Annotated in this window: 9 protein-coding genes and 1 tRNA gene; 4 read left to right on the forward strand and 6 right to left on the reverse strand. The window is 67.7% G+C overall.

The window, feature by feature from the left end:
* Positions 1–17: 17 nt before the first annotated feature.
* The 4 genes from tmk (at position 18) to ACIQBL_RS23890 (ending at position 6,832) form a co-directional block, all read left to right on the forward strand.
* The gene (gene tmk, locus ACIQBL_RS23875; protein ID WP_401944826.1) at positions 18–3,452 is read left to right on the forward strand and encodes a dTMP kinase; all 3,435 of its coding nucleotides are present in this window, start codon (positions 18–20) and stop codon (positions 3,450–3,452) included.
* 161 nt (positions 3,453–3,613) lie between these two features.
* A complete protein-coding gene (locus ACIQBL_RS23880; protein ID WP_401944828.1) occupies positions 3,614–4,819 on the forward strand; it encodes a DNA polymerase III subunit delta' in 1,206 nt (401 codons plus the stop codon).
* A 130-nt stretch (positions 4,820–4,949) separates the two neighbouring features.
* Complete coding sequence (locus ACIQBL_RS23885; protein ID WP_401944830.1) at positions 4,950–6,605, forward strand: alpha/beta hydrolase; 1,656 nt, start codon at positions 4,950–4,952, stop codon at positions 6,603–6,605.
* A gap of 150 nt (positions 6,606–6,755) precedes the next feature.
* Positions 6,756–6,832: transfer RNA gene (locus ACIQBL_RS23890), tRNA-Thr, on the forward strand.
* A gap of 330 nt (positions 6,833–7,162) precedes the next feature.
* Here the strand turns inward: ACIQBL_RS23890 and ACIQBL_RS23895 are convergent.
* From ACIQBL_RS23895 to ACIQBL_RS23920, 6 genes are all read right to left on the reverse strand, one after another.
* Positions 7,163–7,528, reverse strand: coding sequence for a hypothetical protein (locus ACIQBL_RS23895; RefSeq protein ID WP_401944832.1), 366 nt, complete (start codon positions 7,526–7,528; stop codon positions 7,163–7,165).
* Positions 7,529–7,869: 341 nt separating this feature from the next.
* Positions 7,870–8,394 carry a hypothetical protein gene (locus tag ACIQBL_RS23900; protein WP_401944834.1) on the reverse strand — a complete coding sequence of 175 codons (525 nt, stop codon included), beginning with the start codon at positions 8,392–8,394 and terminating at the stop codon, positions 7,870–7,872.
* Position 8,395: 1 nt separating this feature from the next.
* A complete protein-coding gene (locus ACIQBL_RS23905) occupies positions 8,396–9,157 on the reverse strand; it encodes a DNA/RNA non-specific endonuclease (protein WP_401944836.1) in 762 nt (253 codons plus the stop codon).
* Positions 9,049–9,933 carry an IS3 family transposase gene (locus ACIQBL_RS23910; protein ID WP_401944838.1) on the reverse strand — a complete coding sequence of 295 codons (885 nt, stop codon included), beginning with the start codon at positions 9,931–9,933 and terminating at the stop codon, positions 9,049–9,051. The genes ACIQBL_RS23905 and ACIQBL_RS23910 overlap by 109 nt, the downstream gene beginning before the upstream one ends.
* Positions 9,930–10,241 (reverse strand): transposase, encoded by a 312-nt coding sequence (locus ACIQBL_RS23915; RefSeq protein WP_401944839.1) that lies wholly within the window; start codon positions 10,239–10,241, stop codon positions 9,930–9,932. Before ACIQBL_RS23915 ends, ACIQBL_RS23910 begins: the two co-directional genes overlap by 4 nt.
* A gap of 824 nt (positions 10,242–11,065) precedes the next feature.
* Entirely contained in the window at positions 11,066–19,660 is an 8,595-nt protein-coding gene (locus ACIQBL_RS23920) for a ricin-type beta-trefoil lectin domain protein (protein WP_401944840.1), read from the reverse strand.
* Between the last annotated feature and the right edge of the window lie 42 nt (positions 19,661–19,702).

Here is a 19,702-nt window from a genome sequence, read left to right on the forward strand (position 1 = left end):
GCCGATAGGCTGAAAGCATGACGCCAGCCGAGCAGCCAACGGCCCACCAGCCGGCCCCCGACGACGCCCTTGTCGCGGACTCCCGCGAGCGTGCCGTCCGCGCCCTGCTGCGCCAGCCGCAGCTCAAGCGGCTGTGGAGCGCACAGTTCGTGACGAGTGTCGGTGACACTCTCGCCCTGCTGGTCCTGGTCGTGCTCGCCTTCCAGGCGGCGATCCTCCAGGGCTCCTTCGGCGGCGGCTACCGGGGCGTGGCGGTGGCGGTGGCGACCGTCTTCGGGGCGCGCATCCTCGCGACACTGCTCTTCGGAGCGGTACTCCTCGGCCCGCTCAGCTCGCTCACCTCCCAGGACGGCCCCCTCGACCGGCGCTGGACCATGGTCGGCGCGGACGGTCTGCGGGCCGCCCTGCTGATCGTCGCCCCCCTGTGGATCGACTGGACTCCGGACAACGCTCTGGCCGTGCTCCTGGTGACCGCCTTCGTGACCGGGGTCGCCGAGCGCTTCTGGACGGTGTGCCGCGAGAGCGCGGCGCCCGCCCTGCTGCCCGCCCCGCCGCTGGAGGGCGCCACGGTCCGGCCGCTGCCCGACCACATGGACGCCCTGCGACGGCTGTCGCTGCGCACCAGCTTCGTGGCGATCCCCCTCGCCGCCGCCGCCCTCGTCGTGGCGGCCCTGCTCAACAACCTGCTGGGCACGGGCGTCGCCTGGTTCGACCAGCACCAGGCCGCGCTCGGTTCGTACGTCGCGGCCGGGCTGTTCGCCGCGTCCCTCTCCGTGCTGACCGCCCTGGAGCTGCCCGCCGCCCGCACCCCGCGCGCGCGGTCGCCGCTCGAAGGGCTGCGCCGCCCCAGGACGGGCACCGGCATCGACAAGGGCCGTACGGGCGCGATCGCGCTTCTCGTGGTGGCCTGCGCGGCCGTCGCCGGGGCGATCTCCGCCGCCGTCGCCGTGTCCGTGCTCCAGGCCAAGGACCTGCACGGCGGCCCGGTCACCTTCGGACTGCTGGTCCTCGGACTGACCGGCGGGGTCGTGGTCGGTATCCGTACGGCGCCCTCCTTGCTGCCGACGCTGTCCCGGCGCCGCCTGCTGACGCTGGCGATCGCCTTCACCGGCATCGCGCTGCTCGCCGCCGGCCTGGTCCCGGACCTCACCACCGTGCTGCTGATCGCCGCGCTGGCCGGCATCGGCGCGGGCGTGGCCGCCAACACCGGGCACACACTGCTGGACCAGGAGGCCGAGGACTACCGCCGGACCCGCATGACCGAGCATCTGCACGCGGTCGTCAAGGTCTCCGTGGCACTCGGCGCGCTGATCGCCCCCCTGGTGGCGGCGCTCATCGGCCCGCACCGCCTGGAGAACGGCAAGTTCGTCTTCGCGCACGGCGGTGCCGCGTTCACGCTGATGCTGGTCGGCGCGCTGCTGCTGCCGGTCGCCGCGCTGGTGCTGGCCAAGGTCGACGACCGCGCGGGAGTGCCGCTGCGGCACGATCTGCGGGACGCGCTGCTCGGCGGCGACGACCCCGACACGGTGCCCGCGAGCACCGGTTTCTTCATCGCCCTGGAGGGCGGCGACGGCGCCGGGAAGTCCACCCAGGCCGAGGCCCTCGCCGAGTGGATAAGGGGCAAGGGACACGAGGTCGTGCTGACCCGCGAGCCCGGCGCGACACCGGTCGGCAAGCGGCTGAGGTCGATCCTGCTCGACGTGTCGTCGGCGGGACTGTCCCACCGCGCGGAGGCGCTGCTGTACGCCGCCGACCGCGCGGAGCACGTCGACACCGTCGTACGACCCGCCCTGGAGCGCGGCGCGGTCGTCATCTCCGACCGCTACATCGACTCGTCCGTGGCCTACCAGGGCGCCGGCCGTGATCTGTCCCCGACCGAGATCGCCCGCATCAACCGGTGGGCGACCGACGGACTCGTCCCGCACATGACCGTCCTGCTCGACGTGGACCCGGAGACCGCCCGCGAGCGGTTCACGGAGGCACCGGACCGACTGGAGTCGGAGCCCGCCGAGTTCCACGCGCGCGTACGGTCCGGTTTCCTCACGCTGGCCGCCGCCGACCCCGGCCGCTACCTGGTGGTCGACGCCGGTCAGGAGCCCGAGGCCGTCACCACGGTGATCCGGCACCGCCTCGACACCGTCCTGCCGCTCTCCGAGGCCGAGATCAAGGCCCAGGAAGAAGCACGCAAGGCCGCCGAGGAGGAGGCCCGCCGCAAGGCCGAGGAAGAGGCCGCCCGCAAGGCGGAGGAGGAGCGCCTGGAGCGCGAGCGCCAGGAGCAGCTCGCCCAGCTGCGCGCCGAGGAGGAGGAGCGCAAGCGGCGCGAGCTGGAGGAGGCCCAGCGCCGCGAGGCCGAACGCCAGGCCGAAGAAGCCCGGCAGCGCGCCGAGGACGCGCGCAGGCGTGCCGAGGAGGAGAAGGCGCGCCTCCTCGCCGAGGAAGAGGCCCGCGCGGCCGAGGAGACCCGCCGCAGGGCCGAGGCCGACCGGCTCCGCAAGCAGGCCGAGGAGGAGGCCCGGCTGCGCGCCGAGGCGGAGGAGCGCCGCCTGGAGAAGCAGCGCAGGGCCGAGGCGGCACTGCTCGCGGCCGAGGAGGCACGCCGGTTGGCGGCTGAGGCGGCGGCCGCCGCGGAGGTGGCCGCTCGACAGCCGACGGCTCCAGTTGTGCCTGTGGTGTCTGCGGTGCCTGTGGTTCCGTCCGCTCCGGAGGCCAGGGCTGAGGCGTCGACTGTGCAGACGCCTTTGGTGAAGCCGGCGGGTGCGGGTGCGGGTGCGGGTGGGGTTGGGCGTTCGGCGGAGGATACGGCTGTGCTGCGGCCGGTGCGCTCCGGTGGGCGGGACGAGACGACTGTGCTGCGGTCGGTGTCGTCGGTGTCGGGGGACTCCGAGGCCGCTGGCTCCGAGGCGCGTGATTCTGACGTACGCGATTCTGAAGTGCGCGATTCCGAGGTGACGGCGCAGTTGCCGCAGCCGCCGGCTCCTGCGGGGGCCGCGGACGAGACGGCGGTACTGCCGCCGGTGTCCGCCGCCGAGCAGACGGCGGTCCTGCCGCCCGTACCGTCAGGGGCTGCCGACGAGACGGCCGTACTGCCGCCGGTCGGTGCCGCGGACGAGACGGCGGTACTGCCGCCGGTCGGTGCCGCGGACGAGACGGCGGTACTGCCGCCGGTGCGCGGGCAGGATCCGTCGGACCGGGTGCCCGAAGGCTTCTTCCGGGACGAGCGTCCGGCCGGTCGTGCCGACCGGGGGCCCGAGGACCGCACGCGTGAGCTTCCCCAGGTCGACGAGCAGGGGGTGCCGCGACGCCGGCCGCGACCCGACTGGGCCGAGGAGACTCCGCTGGACGACCTGCCGTCGTTGGCCGACGAACTGCTCGGTCCGCGTGAGGCCGGTGACTTCGACCACGATGACGACACGGGTCGTGGACGGGGTCGCGGCCGGGGGCGCAGGGACTGACGGGCTCGGGCCCACCGCCCATCGGAACTTGTGCGCGGGCCCGCGCACAAGTCCCATCCCTTGGGCCGGCGCACCGTAACCCCCTGCCCGGCGCCCGTTGTCAGTGGTGGCCCGCACAATGGATCGCGTAACCCGAAGCGTGGCGAAAGGGGCGGTGACCCGTGAGCGTGTGGGATGACCTGGTGGGGCAGGAGAAGGTGAGCGAGCAGCTCGACGCCGCTGCCCGGGACGCCGACGCCTTCGTCACCGCGGCGACCACCGGTACGGCCCCTCCGGAGGCGTCGAAGATGACGCATGCCTGGCTGTTCACGGGACCGCCCGGCGCGGGACGCAACCAGGCGGCGCGGGCCTTCGCCGCCGCGCTTCAGTGCGTGAGCCCCGACCGCGCGCTCGGCGGCAGCCCCGGCTGCGGCTTCTGCGACGGCTGTCATACGGCACTGATCGGCACCCACGCCGACGTCACCACGGTCGCCGCGGTGGGCACCCAGATCCTCGCCGACGACATGCGGGACACGGTCCGCAAGTCCTTCACCTCGCCGGCGACCGGCCGCTGGCAGATCATCCTTGTCGAGGACGCCGAGCGGCTGAACGAGAAGTCGGCCAACGCCGTCCTCAAGGCCGTCGAGGAGCCCGCCCCCCGCACGGTCTGGCTCCTCTGCGCCCCCTCCATCGAGGACGTCCTGCCCACGATCCGGTCCCGCTGCCGCCACCTGAACCTGAGCACGCCCTCGGTCGACGCCGTCGCCGACATGCTCGTACGGCGGGAGGGCATCGAGCCCGGCGTGGCCGCCGCCGCCGCGCGCGCCACGCAGGGCCATGTCGACCGGGCCCGCCGCCTCGCCACCGACCCAGCGGCGCGTGAACGCCGGGCCGCCGTACTGAAGTTGCCATTGCGCGTCGAGGACGTCGGCGGTTGTCTCAAGGCCGCTCAGGAACTCGTCGACGCCGCCGCGGAGGACGCCAAGCACCTGGCCGAGGAGGTGGACGGCAAGGAGACCGAGGAGATGAAGGCGGCGATGGGCGGGGGGCAGGGCAGCCGGATGCCGCGGGGTACGGCGGGGGTGATGAAGGACCTTGAGGACAAGCAGAAGCGCCGGAGAACGCGTACGCAGCGCGACAGCCTCGACCTCGCGCTGACCGACCTCACCGCCTTCTACCGCGATGTCCTCGCGCTCCAGCTCGGTTCCCGGGTGGCGATCGCCAACGCGGACGCGGAGGACGCCTTGGAGCGGCTGGCCCGTGCCGGTTCCCCGGAGTCGACGTTGCGCCGTATCGAGGCGATCGGTGCGTGCAGCGTGGCGCTCGACCGCAATGTGGCACCGCTGCTCGCGGTGGAGGCGATGACGTTGGCGCTCAGAGCGGGCTGAGTGGGCTGAGCGGGGTCGGGCCGGGTCGAGCGGGGCTGAACTTTCGGGCGTGAGGTTGACGGCGTAACTCGTCCGGGGTGGATCGCGCACGCTGGGCATTCAAGTGATCGCGCAGGGTTACGCTCGGTCGATGCACATCAGGCGCCCCCTCCGCCGGCCCAGCGAGCGCAGCCAGCCGAGTCAGCCCAGCCGGACCACCCGTCGTAGCCCCCATAGCCTCCGAAGCCGTCGACTCCGTAGCACCGGCGGCGTGCTGCTCGCCGTCGCCGCGTTGTTCGTGTCCGCGTGCTCGTCGGGGAGTTCGACGACGGCGGCGAGTCCGGCCGCGGACGTGGCGCTGGCCGCGCTGCCGCGGTCGACGCCGTCCACCCTCGCGCCGTACTACGGACAGAGGCTCGCTTGGCACACCTGCGGCGTCCCCGGTTTCGAGTGCGCCACGATGAAGGCGCCGCTGGACTACGCCAAGCCCACGGCGGGGGACATCCGGCTCGCGGTCGCCCGTAAGAAGGCCACCGGCAAGGGGAAGCCGCTCGGTTCGCTGATGGTGAACCCGGGTGGGCCGGGCGGTTCGGCGGTCGGCTACCTCCAGCAGTACGCCGGGATCGGCTACCCGGCGGAGGTCCGCGCCCGCTACGACATGGTCGCGATGGACCCCCGGGGAGTCGCCCGCAGCGAGCCGGTCGAGTGCCTCGACGGCCGGGCCATGGACACGTACACGCAGACCGACACCACCCCCGACGACAAGCGGGAGACCAACCGACTCGTCGACGAGTACAAGAAGTTCGCGGAGGGCTGCGGGGCCCACTCGCCGGACGTGCTGCGCCATGTCTCCACGATCGAGGCGGCGCGGGACATGGACATCCTGCGGGCGGTGCTGGGGGACCAGAAACTGACGTATGTGGGGGCGTCGTACGGGACGTTCCTCGGGGCGACTTACGCCGGCCTGTTCCCCGACCGGGTCGGTCGCGTCGTCCTGGACGGCGCGATGGACCCGTCGCTCCCCGCCCGTCGCATGAACCTCGACCAGACGGCGGGCTTCGAGACGGCGTTCCAGTCCTTCGCGAAGGACTGCGTACGGCAGACCGACTGCCCGCTCGGCGGCAGGGGCACGACGCCCGCCAAGGTCGGGACGAACCTGAAGGCCTTCTTCCGCAAGCTCGACGCGCACCCGATCCCCACCGGCGACGCGGACGGCCGCAAACTCGGCGAGGCCCTCGCCACCACCGGCGTGATCGCGGCGATGTACGACGAGGCGGCCTGGCCGCAGTTGCGCGAGGCGCTCACGTCGGCGATGAAGGAGAACGACGGAGCGGGGCTGCTGGTCCTCTCCGACAGTTACTACGAGCGGGACGCCGACGGCCGCTACTCGAACCTGATGTTCGCCAACGCCGCCGTGAACTGCCTCGACCTCCCGGCCGCGTTCTCCACCACCGAGCAGGTCGAGAAGGCGCTCCCCGCGTTCGAGAAGGCGTCCCCGGTCTTCGGCGACGGCCTCGCCTGGGCCTCCCTGAACTGCGCGTACTGGCCGGTCAAAGCGACGGGCGAACCCCACCGCATCGAGGCGAAGGGCGCCGCCCCGATCGTGGTCGTCGGCACGACCCGCGACCCGGCGACCCCGTACCGCTGGGCCCAGTCCCTGGCCCGCCAACTCTCCTCGGCCCGCCTCCTCACGTACGTCGGCGACGGCCACACCGCGTACGGCCGCGGCAGCGCGTGCGTCGACACGGCGATCGACACGTATCTGCTCCGCGGGACCCCGCCGGGGGAGGGGAAGCGCTGCTCGTAGGCTCCGTGCCGCTCCGCGGGGCCGTGGTCGGGGGTGCGTTGGGGGTGCATTGGGGGTGCATCGGGAGTGCTGCTGGGGGGTGTACGGAGCACCCCCGGAAACTGTGTAGACTTTCCGACGTTGCTGATCGCACCATGGTGCGGACAGCGCGCCGCCTTAGCTCAGTTGGCCAGAGCAACGCACTCGTAATGCGTAGGTCTCGGGTTCGAATCCCGAAGGCGGCTCCAAGGTGAACCCCAGGTCAAGCCTTTGACCTGGGGTTTCTTGTTTCGGGTGACCTTGGAATCTTGGCAAATCGGGCACCTGCGAGCTACGCATCGCAATGCGCAGGTCTGAGATCGACTGTCTATGGCTGTTTCGATCCACAGGGCTTTGAGCTGGTCTTTTGTTCCGTCTTGCCGGTCGGTTCGGGGCTGCCCGGTTCGGCGTGGTGGCCATATGGTGGCCAAGTGTGCAGCGATCGCGCAAACGGGTCCCGATCCGCCGTGTGGTCACAGGCGTGCTCGTGGCCGCAGGGTTGTCCCATCCGGACAATCCCACGATCAATGCGCTCCGCCTCAGGCGCGATCGACAACCTGCTCGCAGCTCGGCTCCTGCGTCTTCGGCAGTTTGCGTTCAACTGCCTCGGCTCGGGGTTCGACGGCGGCGCTACAGTGCAGAACCGATGCCGCGGTGACCATCACGGCCAGCAGCAGCCCCAGGGTGTCCACCACGATGTGCCGCCTGCGCCCGTTAGCCATCGACTCGCCATCGAAGTCACGACTGGCGGCCCGCACGGTCGCGGCCCCCTTCACTGACTGAGCGTTGATGACCTCTGCCGTGGGCTCCCGATCGCGGTAAGCCGCCTCGCGGACCCTGTCGCCCTGCCGGTCGTGGCGTTCACGAATTGGACCCAGCAAGGCCAGGACATAGAACTGCGACACCAGGATCTCCCAGCACGCTCAACGGACTCGACAATCCGAGCTGCACCAAAGGCCCTGCTTCCATGCATGCCCCGACTCACACCACCCGATCGGGGCTCACTGCTCGAACCAATGCCCACCAAGATCGATAGAGCAACAGCTACTTACGAATGACCAGCTCAGAACCACATCAAGAAAGGTAGGACTCCATGATCCCCAGGTGCCGTGTTCACCAGTTTCCGGGGCCTGCTGCCGTGATCAACCACTCCAAGCAGGGGCGAGCGGGGCATACGCCGGGGCCCTGCCCTCAACACCCCACCTATGCAAGAGAAATGCCCGCCCGGAGACTTCTGGAACAGGCTTTAGTAAGACTCAAAGATCGGTTCCGTTGACGGGAATCGTCGTGGAAAAATAGGCACAGTAATTGTACGATCCAGGACCTTAGCCAAGAATCCCGACATGTCACCAGGGAACTCGAACCACTCTTCACCCCGAGGCTCCTTCGCGAGGACGGTCCATGCATCGGGAGCATCGATGTCCGCACGCCTCCAAAAGAGGACGTCTCCATTGTCCGTTCGGCCGAAAGCGAGCACTTCCGCTGGATCGTCGATCCGATACGGAATTGGCTCACCGGCGTCTCTCAGATACCTGAGCGCCCACAACGACTCGCCAACTTGAGTAGGAAGATCAATAGCCCGCAGTTCGCTCGACGGCTGATAGATGTGAATGAACTGCGCGAAGCAGCCCGGACCGTATAGCTGGACCATCTCCTTATAGTCGGCGGGCAAGGCGCAGCCGATCAGGCGCTCGACAGACTGCCAGTCGACTTCACCAGGCTGGACACCCGGGGGAGGTGGCACGACAGACGCTAGTTCATCGATGCTCACACTACCTCCTATTCAAAATTGAGACATTTAGGCTGAAGTCCCCGTTGCCGTACGCTGAAAGGGTTACGGCGCGCGGCACTAGATTACTTCCCTGATATATAGGAGTAACCGAGTACTGGACAAATTGACCACCTTCTACGGCTAGTCGAACTTGCCTTTCAAAGCCGCTCATGATGGGAGTGTTCACGGGATTCTGGAGAAGCGTTACCAAATTCTCTGGAATATCGCCAGAGCCGCCCAGCTGCCTTCCAAGCAAGTGGCCACGCGCCTGATCTCCAATTGGACGCCCTCCGGTGAATCCCGGCGGACGAATATCAGCGTCTGCTGGCGTACCTTCCCCGATCATTGGGCGACTAACAGCGGCGGGCATACCCTGAGGGCGCCCCAAGGTGTCCGTCCCCGCAAATTGTACGCTCCCGCCCCACGTCGGATCTGTTTCGCAGCCCTTCGTGTTGTGGACCAAGATCGGCGTGGATCCGGCCAGCACATAGTACGTGTGGAGGTGACGGACGGTGAGATTCCACCGGTTTACCGCACCGGGTGTGGGCTGGGTGGAGACGACGTAGGCGTGGCCGTTGGTGGCGGTGTTGAGGGCGTCGCCATCGTGGAGTTTGCCGGCGGTGAAGTGACCCCTTGAGGTCCGACACTTCCTTTTTATGCCGCGAGGTCGAGGCGTTGCCGATAGAGGGTCCGTGCCTGATGCGGGGTGAGGTAGCCGATGGTCGAGTGGATCCGCTCTCGGTTGTAATACTGCGCGATCCATCCGAATACGTCCTGCCGGGCCTGCATCCGGGTCGGCCAAGCGGTGGTGCCGATCTCGGACTTGAGTACGGCGAAGAAGCTCTCCGCAGCCGCATTGTCGAAGCACGAGCCGGTTCGGCCTGTACTTTGCCGGACGTCCAACTCCGCCAATGTTTCCCGGAATTGGACAGACGTATATTGCGATCCGCGGTCGGTGTGAAAAATCGCGTTACCGGCCGTATGCCCGCCGGCGTGAGCCATCCGAATGGCGTCATCGACCAGCTGCGTGCGCATATGGTCGGCCATCGACCAGCCCACGACTTCACGCGTGCACAGGTCGATCACCGTGGCCAGGTACAGCCACCCCTCGGCTGTGGGCAGGCACGTGATGTCGCCAACGAGCTTCAGGCCCGGCATCGGTGCGGTGAAATCCCGCTGAATGAGGTCGGGGGCTGGTGGCGCCATGCGATCCGGTTTCGTCAGCGACCGTGATTTCCCGCGCGTAATCCCGGAGATCTGCCGTTCCCGCATGACCCGCGCGACGCGCTTTCGATTCACGACGTGGCCCTGCCCCCGCAAGGAGCGGGTGATACGCAGGGCTCCGTAGGCGCCCCGGGAATCGGTGTGGATCTCCCGGATCTGCCGCGCCAGTTCTTCTTCCTCGTCCGCCCTCTGCTGTCGTGTCTCCTTGTTCTTGTGCCAGGTGTAGTAGCCGGAGCGGTCCCAGCCCAGGACGTCGCACATCCGCTTCACGCCATGGGCGTCCCGGTGTTCGTCGACGAAACGGAAGCGGATCACCGTGTCGTCTCCCGAGCGAAATAGGCAGCGGCTTTCCGGAGGATCTCGTTGTCCTCCTTCAGCCGGGCGTTCTCCCGCCGCAGTCGCCTGAGTTCCTCTTGCTCGCCGGAGGTCATACCGGCTTCACCCTCGCCGTCCAGCGTCCGGGAACGCCGGGTGGCGTCCTCGCGGACCCAGTTCCGCAGGGTTTCCAGATGGATACCCAGGCCCCGAGCGATGTCGGTGAGGGTGCGGTCCTTCGAGGAACGCACGAGGTCGACTGTGTCCCGTTTGAACTCGTCCGGGAAATTCCTTCGCTTTGCCACCATGGATCACTTCCCCTGGATGACGAAACATCCAGCGTCCAGGTGTCGGAATCTCGGGGGTCACTCCAAACGAGCGCGACTCCTGAGGACACCTCAGGAGGCAGAGCCCTGAGCAGGACACTGCGAGTCGGCCGAGTCGATCGCGTTCCCTTCCGCGTCGCTGAGGTGGAAGCAGTTGCCGTTGACCCACACCGTGACCGATTCGGTCCTATGGCCGACCTGGAACGGAACGTTCCGATAGTGGCGACTCGCGACACGCCTCCTTTCCCCTGCTGGCGATCCAGCGTTCAACCGCAGACTTTGCGGGCTCGCGCGACCCGACTCGTCGTATGCGCGATTATCTGATCCAAACGGCTTCGCCGTCCGAGCTGTCAAATAGCCCTTCCGGGAGGAAACGCTCTTTTGGGAAGGCTGGAAGAGCCTTAGTGCGGATCTGAGGTCTCTGTGGCGAAATCCCGTCAGCTCGTGTGGCTATTCGCGTGGCTCGAAGAGAGATGGATCATCGAAATCGCACTCCGCTTCACGCCACGCAGGCCTGGCAGATACGACGAAGCTCTGCGTGCCCACTTCCAGGAAATATGTAGTTCCGGGCCTGAGGTCAGTCGGAATGCGATTGGCGATATGTGCGGCATCATCAGGTCCGGATTCCCGGATTAGAATACTGTGATAAGTGGACCTTATAGACATGAATTCTACATGTCCGAAGTAGATTTCAACTCGCGTCGACGTTCGGGCGATTCGATCAGGATTGCTTCGCAGAATCAATTGCCGATGTGATGCGCTAAAGCTCCACAATTCAAATTCCCTACGGGACTCGAACAGTGTATTCATCCGATGCCTGCCGCCTTCCGAATTCCAATGAAATCAGGCATATGCATCGTCGCCGGCATGCCATTCCAGTACCAGTTGATTGACTCCCAACTGCGATTCCCTAGCATCACGTTCCTGCCGATGACGCCCATTTCCCATGCTGTTCCATAACCCGACTTAGTTGCCATCTTCAGGCCGCCTTGAACTCCTCTAATATAGGCATTTGCGAAAGCCTCGGCAGGAGTATCTCCGGGAAGTCCATCAAGCGTCACGGTGAGTCTGGTGTTGGAATCACCGACAGCTTCTTGTACGCCATTCATCCAGGCCGGAAGGCCATTCTCTGCTTGATCTCCATAGTCGCTGTCGTTGAATGTGTGAGCATTCGAATCGCCGGCTGCTCGACGTGACGTCGCCAGGGAATCAGAATGCTTGCCGACTCCGAGCACAACGCTATCCGGGCAATTTTTGTTGTGGACCAGTACCGGCGTGGTGCCAGCCATCACATAGTACGTGTGGAGTTGCTGGACAGTCAGGTTCCAGCGGTTTGCCGCACCGGGTGTGGGCTGGGTGGAGACGACGAAAGCGTGGCCGTTGGTGGCCGTGCTGAGGGCGTCGCCATCGTGGAGTTTGCCGGCGGGGACCCAGGTGTGGGAGGTGTCGTCCCAGAAGGGGTGGTTGGCGGTCGTGTGGAGGGTGGCCGTTTGGCCGTCCGCGGTGCGGATGGTGAGGTCGAGCAGGTCGCGGTCGTGGTTGATCCACACGTGTTGGACGGTGCGGGCGCCTTGGTGCTTGCCGGTCTTGGGGTTGGCGGCTTCGACCTTGTCGCCGGGTTTGATCTTGCCGATCGGTTTGGTCTTGCCGCCGCTCAGCAGGACGGGTGTGTCGGGCGAGAAACTGCAACCCTTGGGGGAGCCGCTCGCGCCCTTTGCGGGGGTGTCCGGTTTGGCCGCGGCTGCATTGGAGTGTGTGGCCTCGGCCTGTGGGTCGGCGTCCTTGGCTGCGGCACCCTTGGCTGCGGAGGCATCTTTGGTGGCTTTCTCGGCTGCCCCGGCCTCGGCGGCCAACTCGTCGGCGTATTCCTCGGTTGCGCTGGCTGCCGCAGTGCCAAGCCCCACGATGATGCGGCTACCGAGCAGCAGGCTTCCTCCCGCCTCTGCATCCGCGGCTCCCAGAACCAGACCGGAAACACAGTCTAGGACGCCACTCACTATGCACCCGTAGAGCGCAGCCGCTGCCACGATGGTGCCCGCCTCGACTTCCAGAGCCTTGAGGCCGCCCCACTTTCCGCACCGGTTCGTGCCGAAGTCAGCAGGCTGGCAGGGGACTTCACCGAGGGTCGGAGTGGGGGTCTGCGTTGAGGCGGGCGTACTGCCCATGGGGGGTGCGGGGGTGGTGGACGGCGCGGCAGTCGTGTTGCCATTGGAGTTGGCTGTGTTGCCCGAGCCTCCGCCGCCCGAGCTTTCGCCCCCGCCCTGGCCCCCGCATTTCTGCCAACCGCCGCTGCACTGTGTGCCGTCAGAGTTGACCAGGATCATCCCTGTCGGGTCGCTTCCCGAAGCCGGGTTGTCTCCCGCGTACGTGTAGCCGCCCATCTGGTTCGGATCCCCCGCCTCGAAGAGCGGGTCGGCAGTGAGGAAGCGCCCCTGGGCTGGGTCGTAGTTCCGGGCGCCCAGAAGGTCCAGGCCCGTGGTCGCGTCGGTGGGCTGACCGAGGTAGCCGTGGTTTTCGTCGGCGGCGACCCATGAAGTGGGTTTGGTGCCGCGGGAGTTGCCGTAGGGGTCGTAGTAGCGGCGGGTGACTGCCATGGTGCTGGCGTCGATGGCGGTGGTGGCGGTGCCCTGGGCGTTGGCGACCTGGTAGGTGACGGTGCCGCTGCTGGAGCGGGTGATGGTGGTGCCGTCGGGGCCGGTGATGTTGCGCAGGCCGGTCCAGGTCTTCGCGGAGACGTTCAGGGTGATCTGTTCGGTGCCGCCGAAGAGGTACAGAATGCGGGTCTTGTCGGTGCCGTCGACGGCGCTGGTCTGTTCCAGCAGGTTGCCGTCGGCGTCGTAGAGGTACTTGCTGGTGTTGGTGTGTGTGCCCGAGCCGGTGGCGACGGTGGCGGTGCGGCCCTCGGCGTCGTAGGTGAGGGTCTGGGTCTGGCCGGACGGGAGGGCTCCGGTGCCGGCGGTGGTCCAGGTCTGGCCGGCACTGCCGCAGGTGGCGAGGGTGAGCTGGGTGCGGATGGTGGCGCTGGCGCCGGGGTCGGTCACGCACATCGCGCTGTTGGCGTTGCTGACCAGGGTGCCGGTGCTGGTGGCCTTCCACTTCTGGGTGGCGTCGCTGTTGCAGGTGTCGAGCACCAGGAGGGTGCCGGCGGTGGTGGCGTTGCCGGTGGTGTCCAGGCACATGGTGCCCAGGACCTTGACGGTGCCGTCGGTGCCGATCGTCCAGTTCTGGGCGGCGGAGGCATTGCAGGTGTAGGTGCGGACCACCGCGCCGGGCGTGGTGGAGGCGCTTGCGTCGTCGATGCAGAGCTTGCCGCCGCCGGAGAGGGCGAAGCCGGTGTTGACAGGGCCTGTGCTGGACACCTTGCGGGTCATGGTGTCGCCGGCGTTCTTGTTGCTGTACGCCGGATCGGTGTAGGTCGGTGTCCAAGTGGCGGTGCCGGTGGTCGGGTTGCTGCTGGTCGTGGTGCCTGACTGGTCTGGCAGGGTCGCGCTGGTAGTGCCGTCGGTTCCGGTGTACGCGGTGGTCTGCGTGGTGTTGTTGGCCGCGGCGCCGGTGGTGTCGTGGTTGACCATGCCGGTGCGGTCGCCGAGCAGGTCGTAGGTGTACGTCTGCCAGTACGGGGCCGGGCCGCCGATTGTGCTGGTCGTGACGGGGGCCGTGGTGGTGGTCTGTACGGAGCCCGTGGTGCAGCCGCCGACGCTCCCGACCGGTGCGCTGGAGGAGTTGGTGATGCCTGCGGTGTCCGTCCAGGCTGCGGTCAGGCGCTGGAAGGAGTCGTAGGTGAAGCACTGGGTGTCGTGGGTGGTGTTGTTCTGCAGGTCGTCGATCGCGGTGATCTCGCCGGCCTGGTTGTAGCGGTAGTTGGCCACGTCCAGGGCGGTGGTGGACGTCTGCAGCATGCTGGACGTCTGGGTGACCCGGCCGGTGGTGGCGTCGTACTGGGCGAAGGTGGCCAGTTCCTTGCCGGTGGTGCCGTAGTTGGTCTGCAGGACCCGGCCGAAGGGGTCGTGGACGGCGGTGTCCAGGTAGTCGGGGGTGTTGGCCGCGGTGATGAAACCGCCGATCCCGTCGAGGTTGCCCTGCTGGGTGTAGCCGTAGTCGATGTCCTCGGCGGGCAGGTTGCCGTCTGCCTGGTAGCGGAGGGTGGACAGCAGTCCGACGGTCGGGGTGTAGAAGGAGGACGCGGTGTAGGTGACCGTGCCGCTGGTGGGTGCGGTGGACTGTCCGGCTGCGGCGAAGCCGTCGGTGGCCGGGACGGTCATGGTGGTGCCGGTCGGCTGGTATGCCGTGTTGTAGCCGGTGACTGCCTGGGTGTACGCCGATCCGGTCGTCCCGCCGACGTAGCGGGTGGACGAGGTCGGGTAGCCCTTGGCCAGGGTGTCGTACGCCCAGGAGGAGAGTTCTTTGGAGGGGTCGGGCGTGGCCGACCACGTGCTGTTGTACTCGGCGGTGGGGCGGTTGTCCCAGTCGTAGGCGTAGGAGAGGACCTGGCCGCGTGCGTCGGTGGTCTGGAGCAGATTACCGACGGTGTCGTACTTGTCGAAGCTGGTGGTGCCGGTGTTCGGGTCGGTCTGGGAGGTCTTCTGGCCCAGCAGGTCGTAGTGGTAGGACCAGGAGTTTCCCGCACTGTCCTTGATGGTGTCGACCTGGCCGGCCGGGGTGTAGGTGTACGCGGTGGTGGCGTCGGCTTCGCCGGCCTGGTTCAGAGTGTCGGTCTTCCAGATGGTGGCGCCGGTGCTGTCGTAGAGCACAGTGTTGGCGTCGTTCTGGATCTGCAACGTCGTGCCGGTGGTGGTTCCGGTCGACCAGAGGGCTGTGGTGGCGCCGGCGTTGTAGACGACGAAGTTGCCGTCGCTCCGCAAGGTGGCGAAGGCTCCCGGGTTGCCCGAGGTGCCGGCGGACCACAGGGTTTTACCGGTCGAGAGGGAGGACAGGACCAGGTTGCCGTCGGCCTGCATGGCCAGCCGCACGCTGTCCGAGGTCAGTGACGTGCCCGACGGGATGACCTGGCCCTGGGTGAGTTTGACCGTGCTGCCGGTGTTCTTGACCACGCTCTTGGTGGTCTGCCCCAGCGCGTTCGTGTAGCTCGCGGTGGACCGACCACCGGCCGGGGCAGTGGTGTCGGTTTCGTCGGCGCCGGGGTAGCTGGTGGTGGTGTGCCACTGCTGGACCGCCTGGTGCCACAGCGTGCTGGTGGCCGGGCGGCCCTGGCCGTCGTAGGCGGTCGTCGTCTCCGACGGAATCTGGTTCTCGTTCGCCGCATACAGCGTGGTGGACGGGCTGTTGTCCGGCTCGGAGTACGGCGCGAACGACGCGGTCTGCCAGCCGTGCGAGTCGTAGAAGGTGTCGGAGATGATTCGGCCGGAGTTGGTGTCGCCGTCGGCCGTGGCCTGCGTCTGGCGCGGCTGCAGCATCCCGTCGTAGATGGTGATCGACGAGGCGTATGTGCCGTCCTCGCGCAGCGTCTTGGTGGTCACCGCGGAGGGGGCGCCGGGAGAGGTGACGGTGCCGCCCGGGGCAGCGACCGCGCCGGGGTTGATGGAGTAGGCGAAGGTCTCGTCCGCGCTCTGGCCCGAGGCTTTGTCGCGGCCTGGCAGCCAGACCGCCGTGCGTCGCCCGAGTGCGTCGTAGGTGATGTCGGTCTTGCGGTTGTTGGCGTCGACGTTCTCGGTGGGCAGTCCGCGCAGCGCGTCGAGGGCTGAAGTGACCTTCCAGCTCTGGGAGTTGGTGGTCGTGATGCTGGTCGGGTTGGTGTTTCCGCCCAGGAGGGACCACGCGGGGGTGAACGCGGTGTGGGTGTTCTGCCCCGTGGCGTCGAGGGCGTCGGTGATGCGGCCGGCGCCGTCGTACGTCATGGCCGAGCTGGTCTGCCAGTTCTCGGTGGTGCCGGTGTAGCCGGTGGCGGTGCGTACGGCGCTGGCCTGGCCGATGGCGGTGCTGGAGGTCTGGTCGAGCTGACCGAAGGTGCCCAGGTTGGTGAGGGTGCCGTCGCCGTCGTAGTAGATCTTCTTGTCCGCCAGCAGTGTGCTGGCGGAGGCCGCGGTGCCGCACGGTCCGCTGACGGAGGTGACCTGGTCCGGGTAGGACAGGGTCATGGTGTTGCTGGACGACGGTGTGGCGTAGGTGGTGGTGGCGCACTTCTCCTGCGCGGCCACGCTGACGTCGCCGTGTGCGTCGACGGTGGAGACCCGGCCCTGGCTGTCGTACGTGGTGTCGGTCTGAGTGTGGCGCCATGTCCCGTTCGCGAGCAACGAGTAGCCGTGCGACTGGGCGGCCTTGATGCGGTAGGCGGTCAGGTCGGGCAGCGTCGACAGGGTTGGCTTCGTGTCGCCGGGATTGTCCTCCTGGGTCCAGTCCGTCCATGGGGTCTGGTTGGCGTGCGTGGTAGTGGTGTAGGTGAAGGGGCCGTTGACGGTTACGGCGTCGATGGTGCCGCCCGCCGCCGTATAGGTGTCGCTCTGAAGGGCCGTGCCGGCGAGCTGGTCGGCGTCGGTGACGCTCTGGACCGTGGAGCCGCCGACCTTGGCGTCCATACTGACCGAGCGGCGGGTGCCGTCGGACTTGTAGTCACCGTCCATGCCCTGCAGGTACGTAGTGGTCTGCTGGGTGACCGGCTCGGGGGCTTGCCCGGTCTGCACCGTGACGGTGCGGAAGCCGCGGAACTGGTCCCATGTGCGGTACTGGTCGTCCGTCTGCGCCGAGTCGTCCCGGTGCCAGGCGGGCCCGGAGTAGTTGTAGGTGGAGACCTGTATCTCCGAACCCGCCGGAATGTTCTGGGAGTTCGGCTTGTACTGGGATGCGATCGTCAGGTCGGACGCGGTGACCGTGTGCACGGTGGTCTTGTTGAACCAGTCCGCGATCGGCTTCGAAGCCCCCGGCACCGTCCAGTAGACCGGATAGCAGGAGTTGGTGTTCGTGTCCGCGGCCGAGATCGACAGCGTCTTGTTCGCGCACGGGGTGGCGTTGTAGTCGACGGCGATGGACTCGCCGGTCTCGGTCTGGATCGAGGAGATCCGCGGCCGGTACAGCGGTGGTGCGGACGGCGAGGTGTCGTTGACCCGGTTGTCGATCTCCGTACCGGTGAAGGAGACCTGGTTCAGCTTGATGTCGCTGTTGCCGTAGGTGTCCTTGCCGGTGTGCTGGATCGATTGCAGCCACATCACGGCCTGGAGGGAGCCCGCGTCCTTGGGATCGACCGTGGTGCCGGTGACCGGGTCGACCGTGCCGCCGGAATCCGAGTACACCTGCCCGAGCTGATAGCTGTCGACGTCGACCAGAGTGTCCGTCGACGAGTCCTTGACGTGGATTTTCGTGGTGATGCTGTCCAGGCGGGTGGTGGACCAGAACGTCGGCCCCCCGGTGATACAGACGTTGGTCGGTACCGAGGTCGACCCGGACGGCAGGGTGGTGCTGTCGGTGGAGTCGCAGTGCAGGTCCCACGGCACATCGGGCCAGTGCGGGGCCGTGTTGTCGTTGAGGTTTCCGGCCGAGCAGTCGGTGAAGGTGTCCGTGGTCTGGCAGCGCTGCTTGGACGTGAAGGTGACCTGACCGGCGGGGGTGCGCCCCGTCTGCTCGTCGGCGAGCTTGTAGCCGTAGGAGACGCTGTCGAGCTTTCCGCCGCGGACGTAGGAGGTCAGGGTGCCCGAGTCACCGGTCGCGGCCTGGCCGCCGCCCAGGTCGTAGTAGTTGCTCTCGGTGGTGTAGTCGTACCGCTGCACGAACCCGCTCGGCGAGACGACGAAGTCCAGGTTCCAGCGCCAGCCCTCGTGCTTGGCGCACTGGGACACCTTGCCCTTGGCCGAGTCGTAGCACGGGTCACCCGACTCCGGATGCAGCACGGGTACGCCCCAGGCGGCATCGGTCGAGGAGTCGCCGGGCGTGCCGGACTGCATGCCCCCGGACGGTCCGGGGCCGGTCGGTGAGTGGTCGGCCCCGAAGTACGCGGCGGTGCCGTCTGTGGTCAGGACCCGGAAGTAGACGCCGTCCTGCAGGCCGTTGGCGGCGCCGGACAGCTCCTGGACCAGCGTTCCGTCGTCGCCTGTCAGCCGCCACTGTTTGATCTCGCCCGGCACAGTGGAGTCGGTGCCGTCGGGCACCAGTTGTCCGGAGTGCGAGCCGAAGGAGATCGTGGCGTTGTCACCGGCCCAGCACTCGTCCCCCGACCCCTTGAGGATCTTGTCCCCGCTGCTGTTCAGGAGACTGCCGCAGGAACGATACGTCCGCTCGACGAAACCCGGCTGGTAGCTCCAGCCGTCGCCGATCGAGGACGCCTGGGAGTTACGGGCCGAGGTCTCCCCGTCCTCGGACTGCGAGTCGTAGGAGAAGGCCACCGACGGGGCATTGCCGCCGATCGTGGACGGGACGTCGATCGGGTAGGAGTAGGTGAAGGCGCCAGTGCCGGACGTCTGCCAACTCCCTGAAGGGTTCAGCGAGGTCGCGGCATAGCTGCCCTGCGAGCCGGAGCTGCCCGAGGTGACCGCCACTGCCGTGGTGGCCGCGGACATCGCCGTCGCCTTGGCCGTGCCGCTTGCTGCACGTGATGCCGAGGCGGTGGACGAGCCGAGTGTGAGCGTGGCGGTCAGCTGATCCGCGGTCGCCCGGTTGGTGAAGGTGATGGGGGTCCGCGTCCCGCACTGCTTCAGCTGAGGTGTGGTCATCGCACAGGCCGGAACCTGGTACAGCCGCAGCCGTGAACCGAAGCCACCGCCGTACGCCTTGGCCAGCGACGCGTAGTCGATGACCACCCGCACCCGGCCACTGCTGGACTTCGCGCCGGCGCGAGTGAAGGCGAGCAGCATGCCGTCGGCGCCCGCTCTCAGCGCCTGGGCGTGCGATGCGACCTGCACCTGTACCGAAGCCGGGCCAGCTGCCTTGCCGGAGCCGGGCTTTTGGCCGGCGACGGGTGCAGGCGCCACCCACACCGGCAAGGCGCCTGCCTTGACGGGCTTCGTGACCGGGACGACGCGCGTGCTCGGCGAAGGGGTGGATGTCGACTTGGTGGCCGCGACGGAAGCATCGGCGGGGCTGGATGACGGACTAGGCGACGCAGCGGTGGTGGACGCGGTCTTGCCGGACTGGGTGGTGTGCGTCAGTGACACCGTCTTCGTGCCGGCCGTCGGCCACACCGGCTTGACGGCCCGATACTTGCTGACGGCCTTGTAGCCCTTGGGGTGAGCGGTAGTTGGCTGGTGCAAGGCATGGCTGCCGACCGCCGGAGTCTTCGGCAGGGCCTTCGGGTTCCACACCGTGCCCTTGAAACGGTAGGGCCCCACTACCGCACCCTGGGCCACCGCTATGGGCACCAACAGCGCCAACAGCGCGACGACCGCCGTGGCAAGAGTCAGCGCTCTGCCCCAGATCCGGAACTGGACGCTCGCAAACCAACGCCGCTTGCCGCTCACTCATTTCCCCCATGACCAGCGGCCTTGACAGACCGTCCCGCC

It is taken from the genome of Streptomyces sp. NPDC088350 (assembly GCF_044753545.1).
GTDB lineage: Bacteria > Actinomycetota > Actinomycetes > Streptomycetales > Streptomycetaceae > Streptomyces.

What these genes read in the sequence shown, in the direction of transcription:
- ACIQBL_RS23915 (WP_401944839.1), bottom strand. Translation starts at nt 10,241, where the DNA reads ATGGTGGCAAAGCGAAGGAATTTCCCGGACGAGTTCAAACGGGACACA.
- tmk (WP_401944826.1), top strand. Translation starts at nt 18, where the DNA reads ATGACGCCAGCCGAGCAGCCAACGGCCCACCAGCCGGCCCCCGACGAC.
- ACIQBL_RS23905 (WP_401944836.1), bottom strand. Translation starts at nt 9,157, where the DNA reads ATGGATCGCGCAGTATTACAACCGAGAGCGGATCCACTCGACCATCGG.
- ACIQBL_RS23885 (WP_401944830.1), top strand. Translation starts at nt 4,950, where the DNA reads ATGCACATCAGGCGCCCCCTCCGCCGGCCCAGCGAGCGCAGCCAGCCG.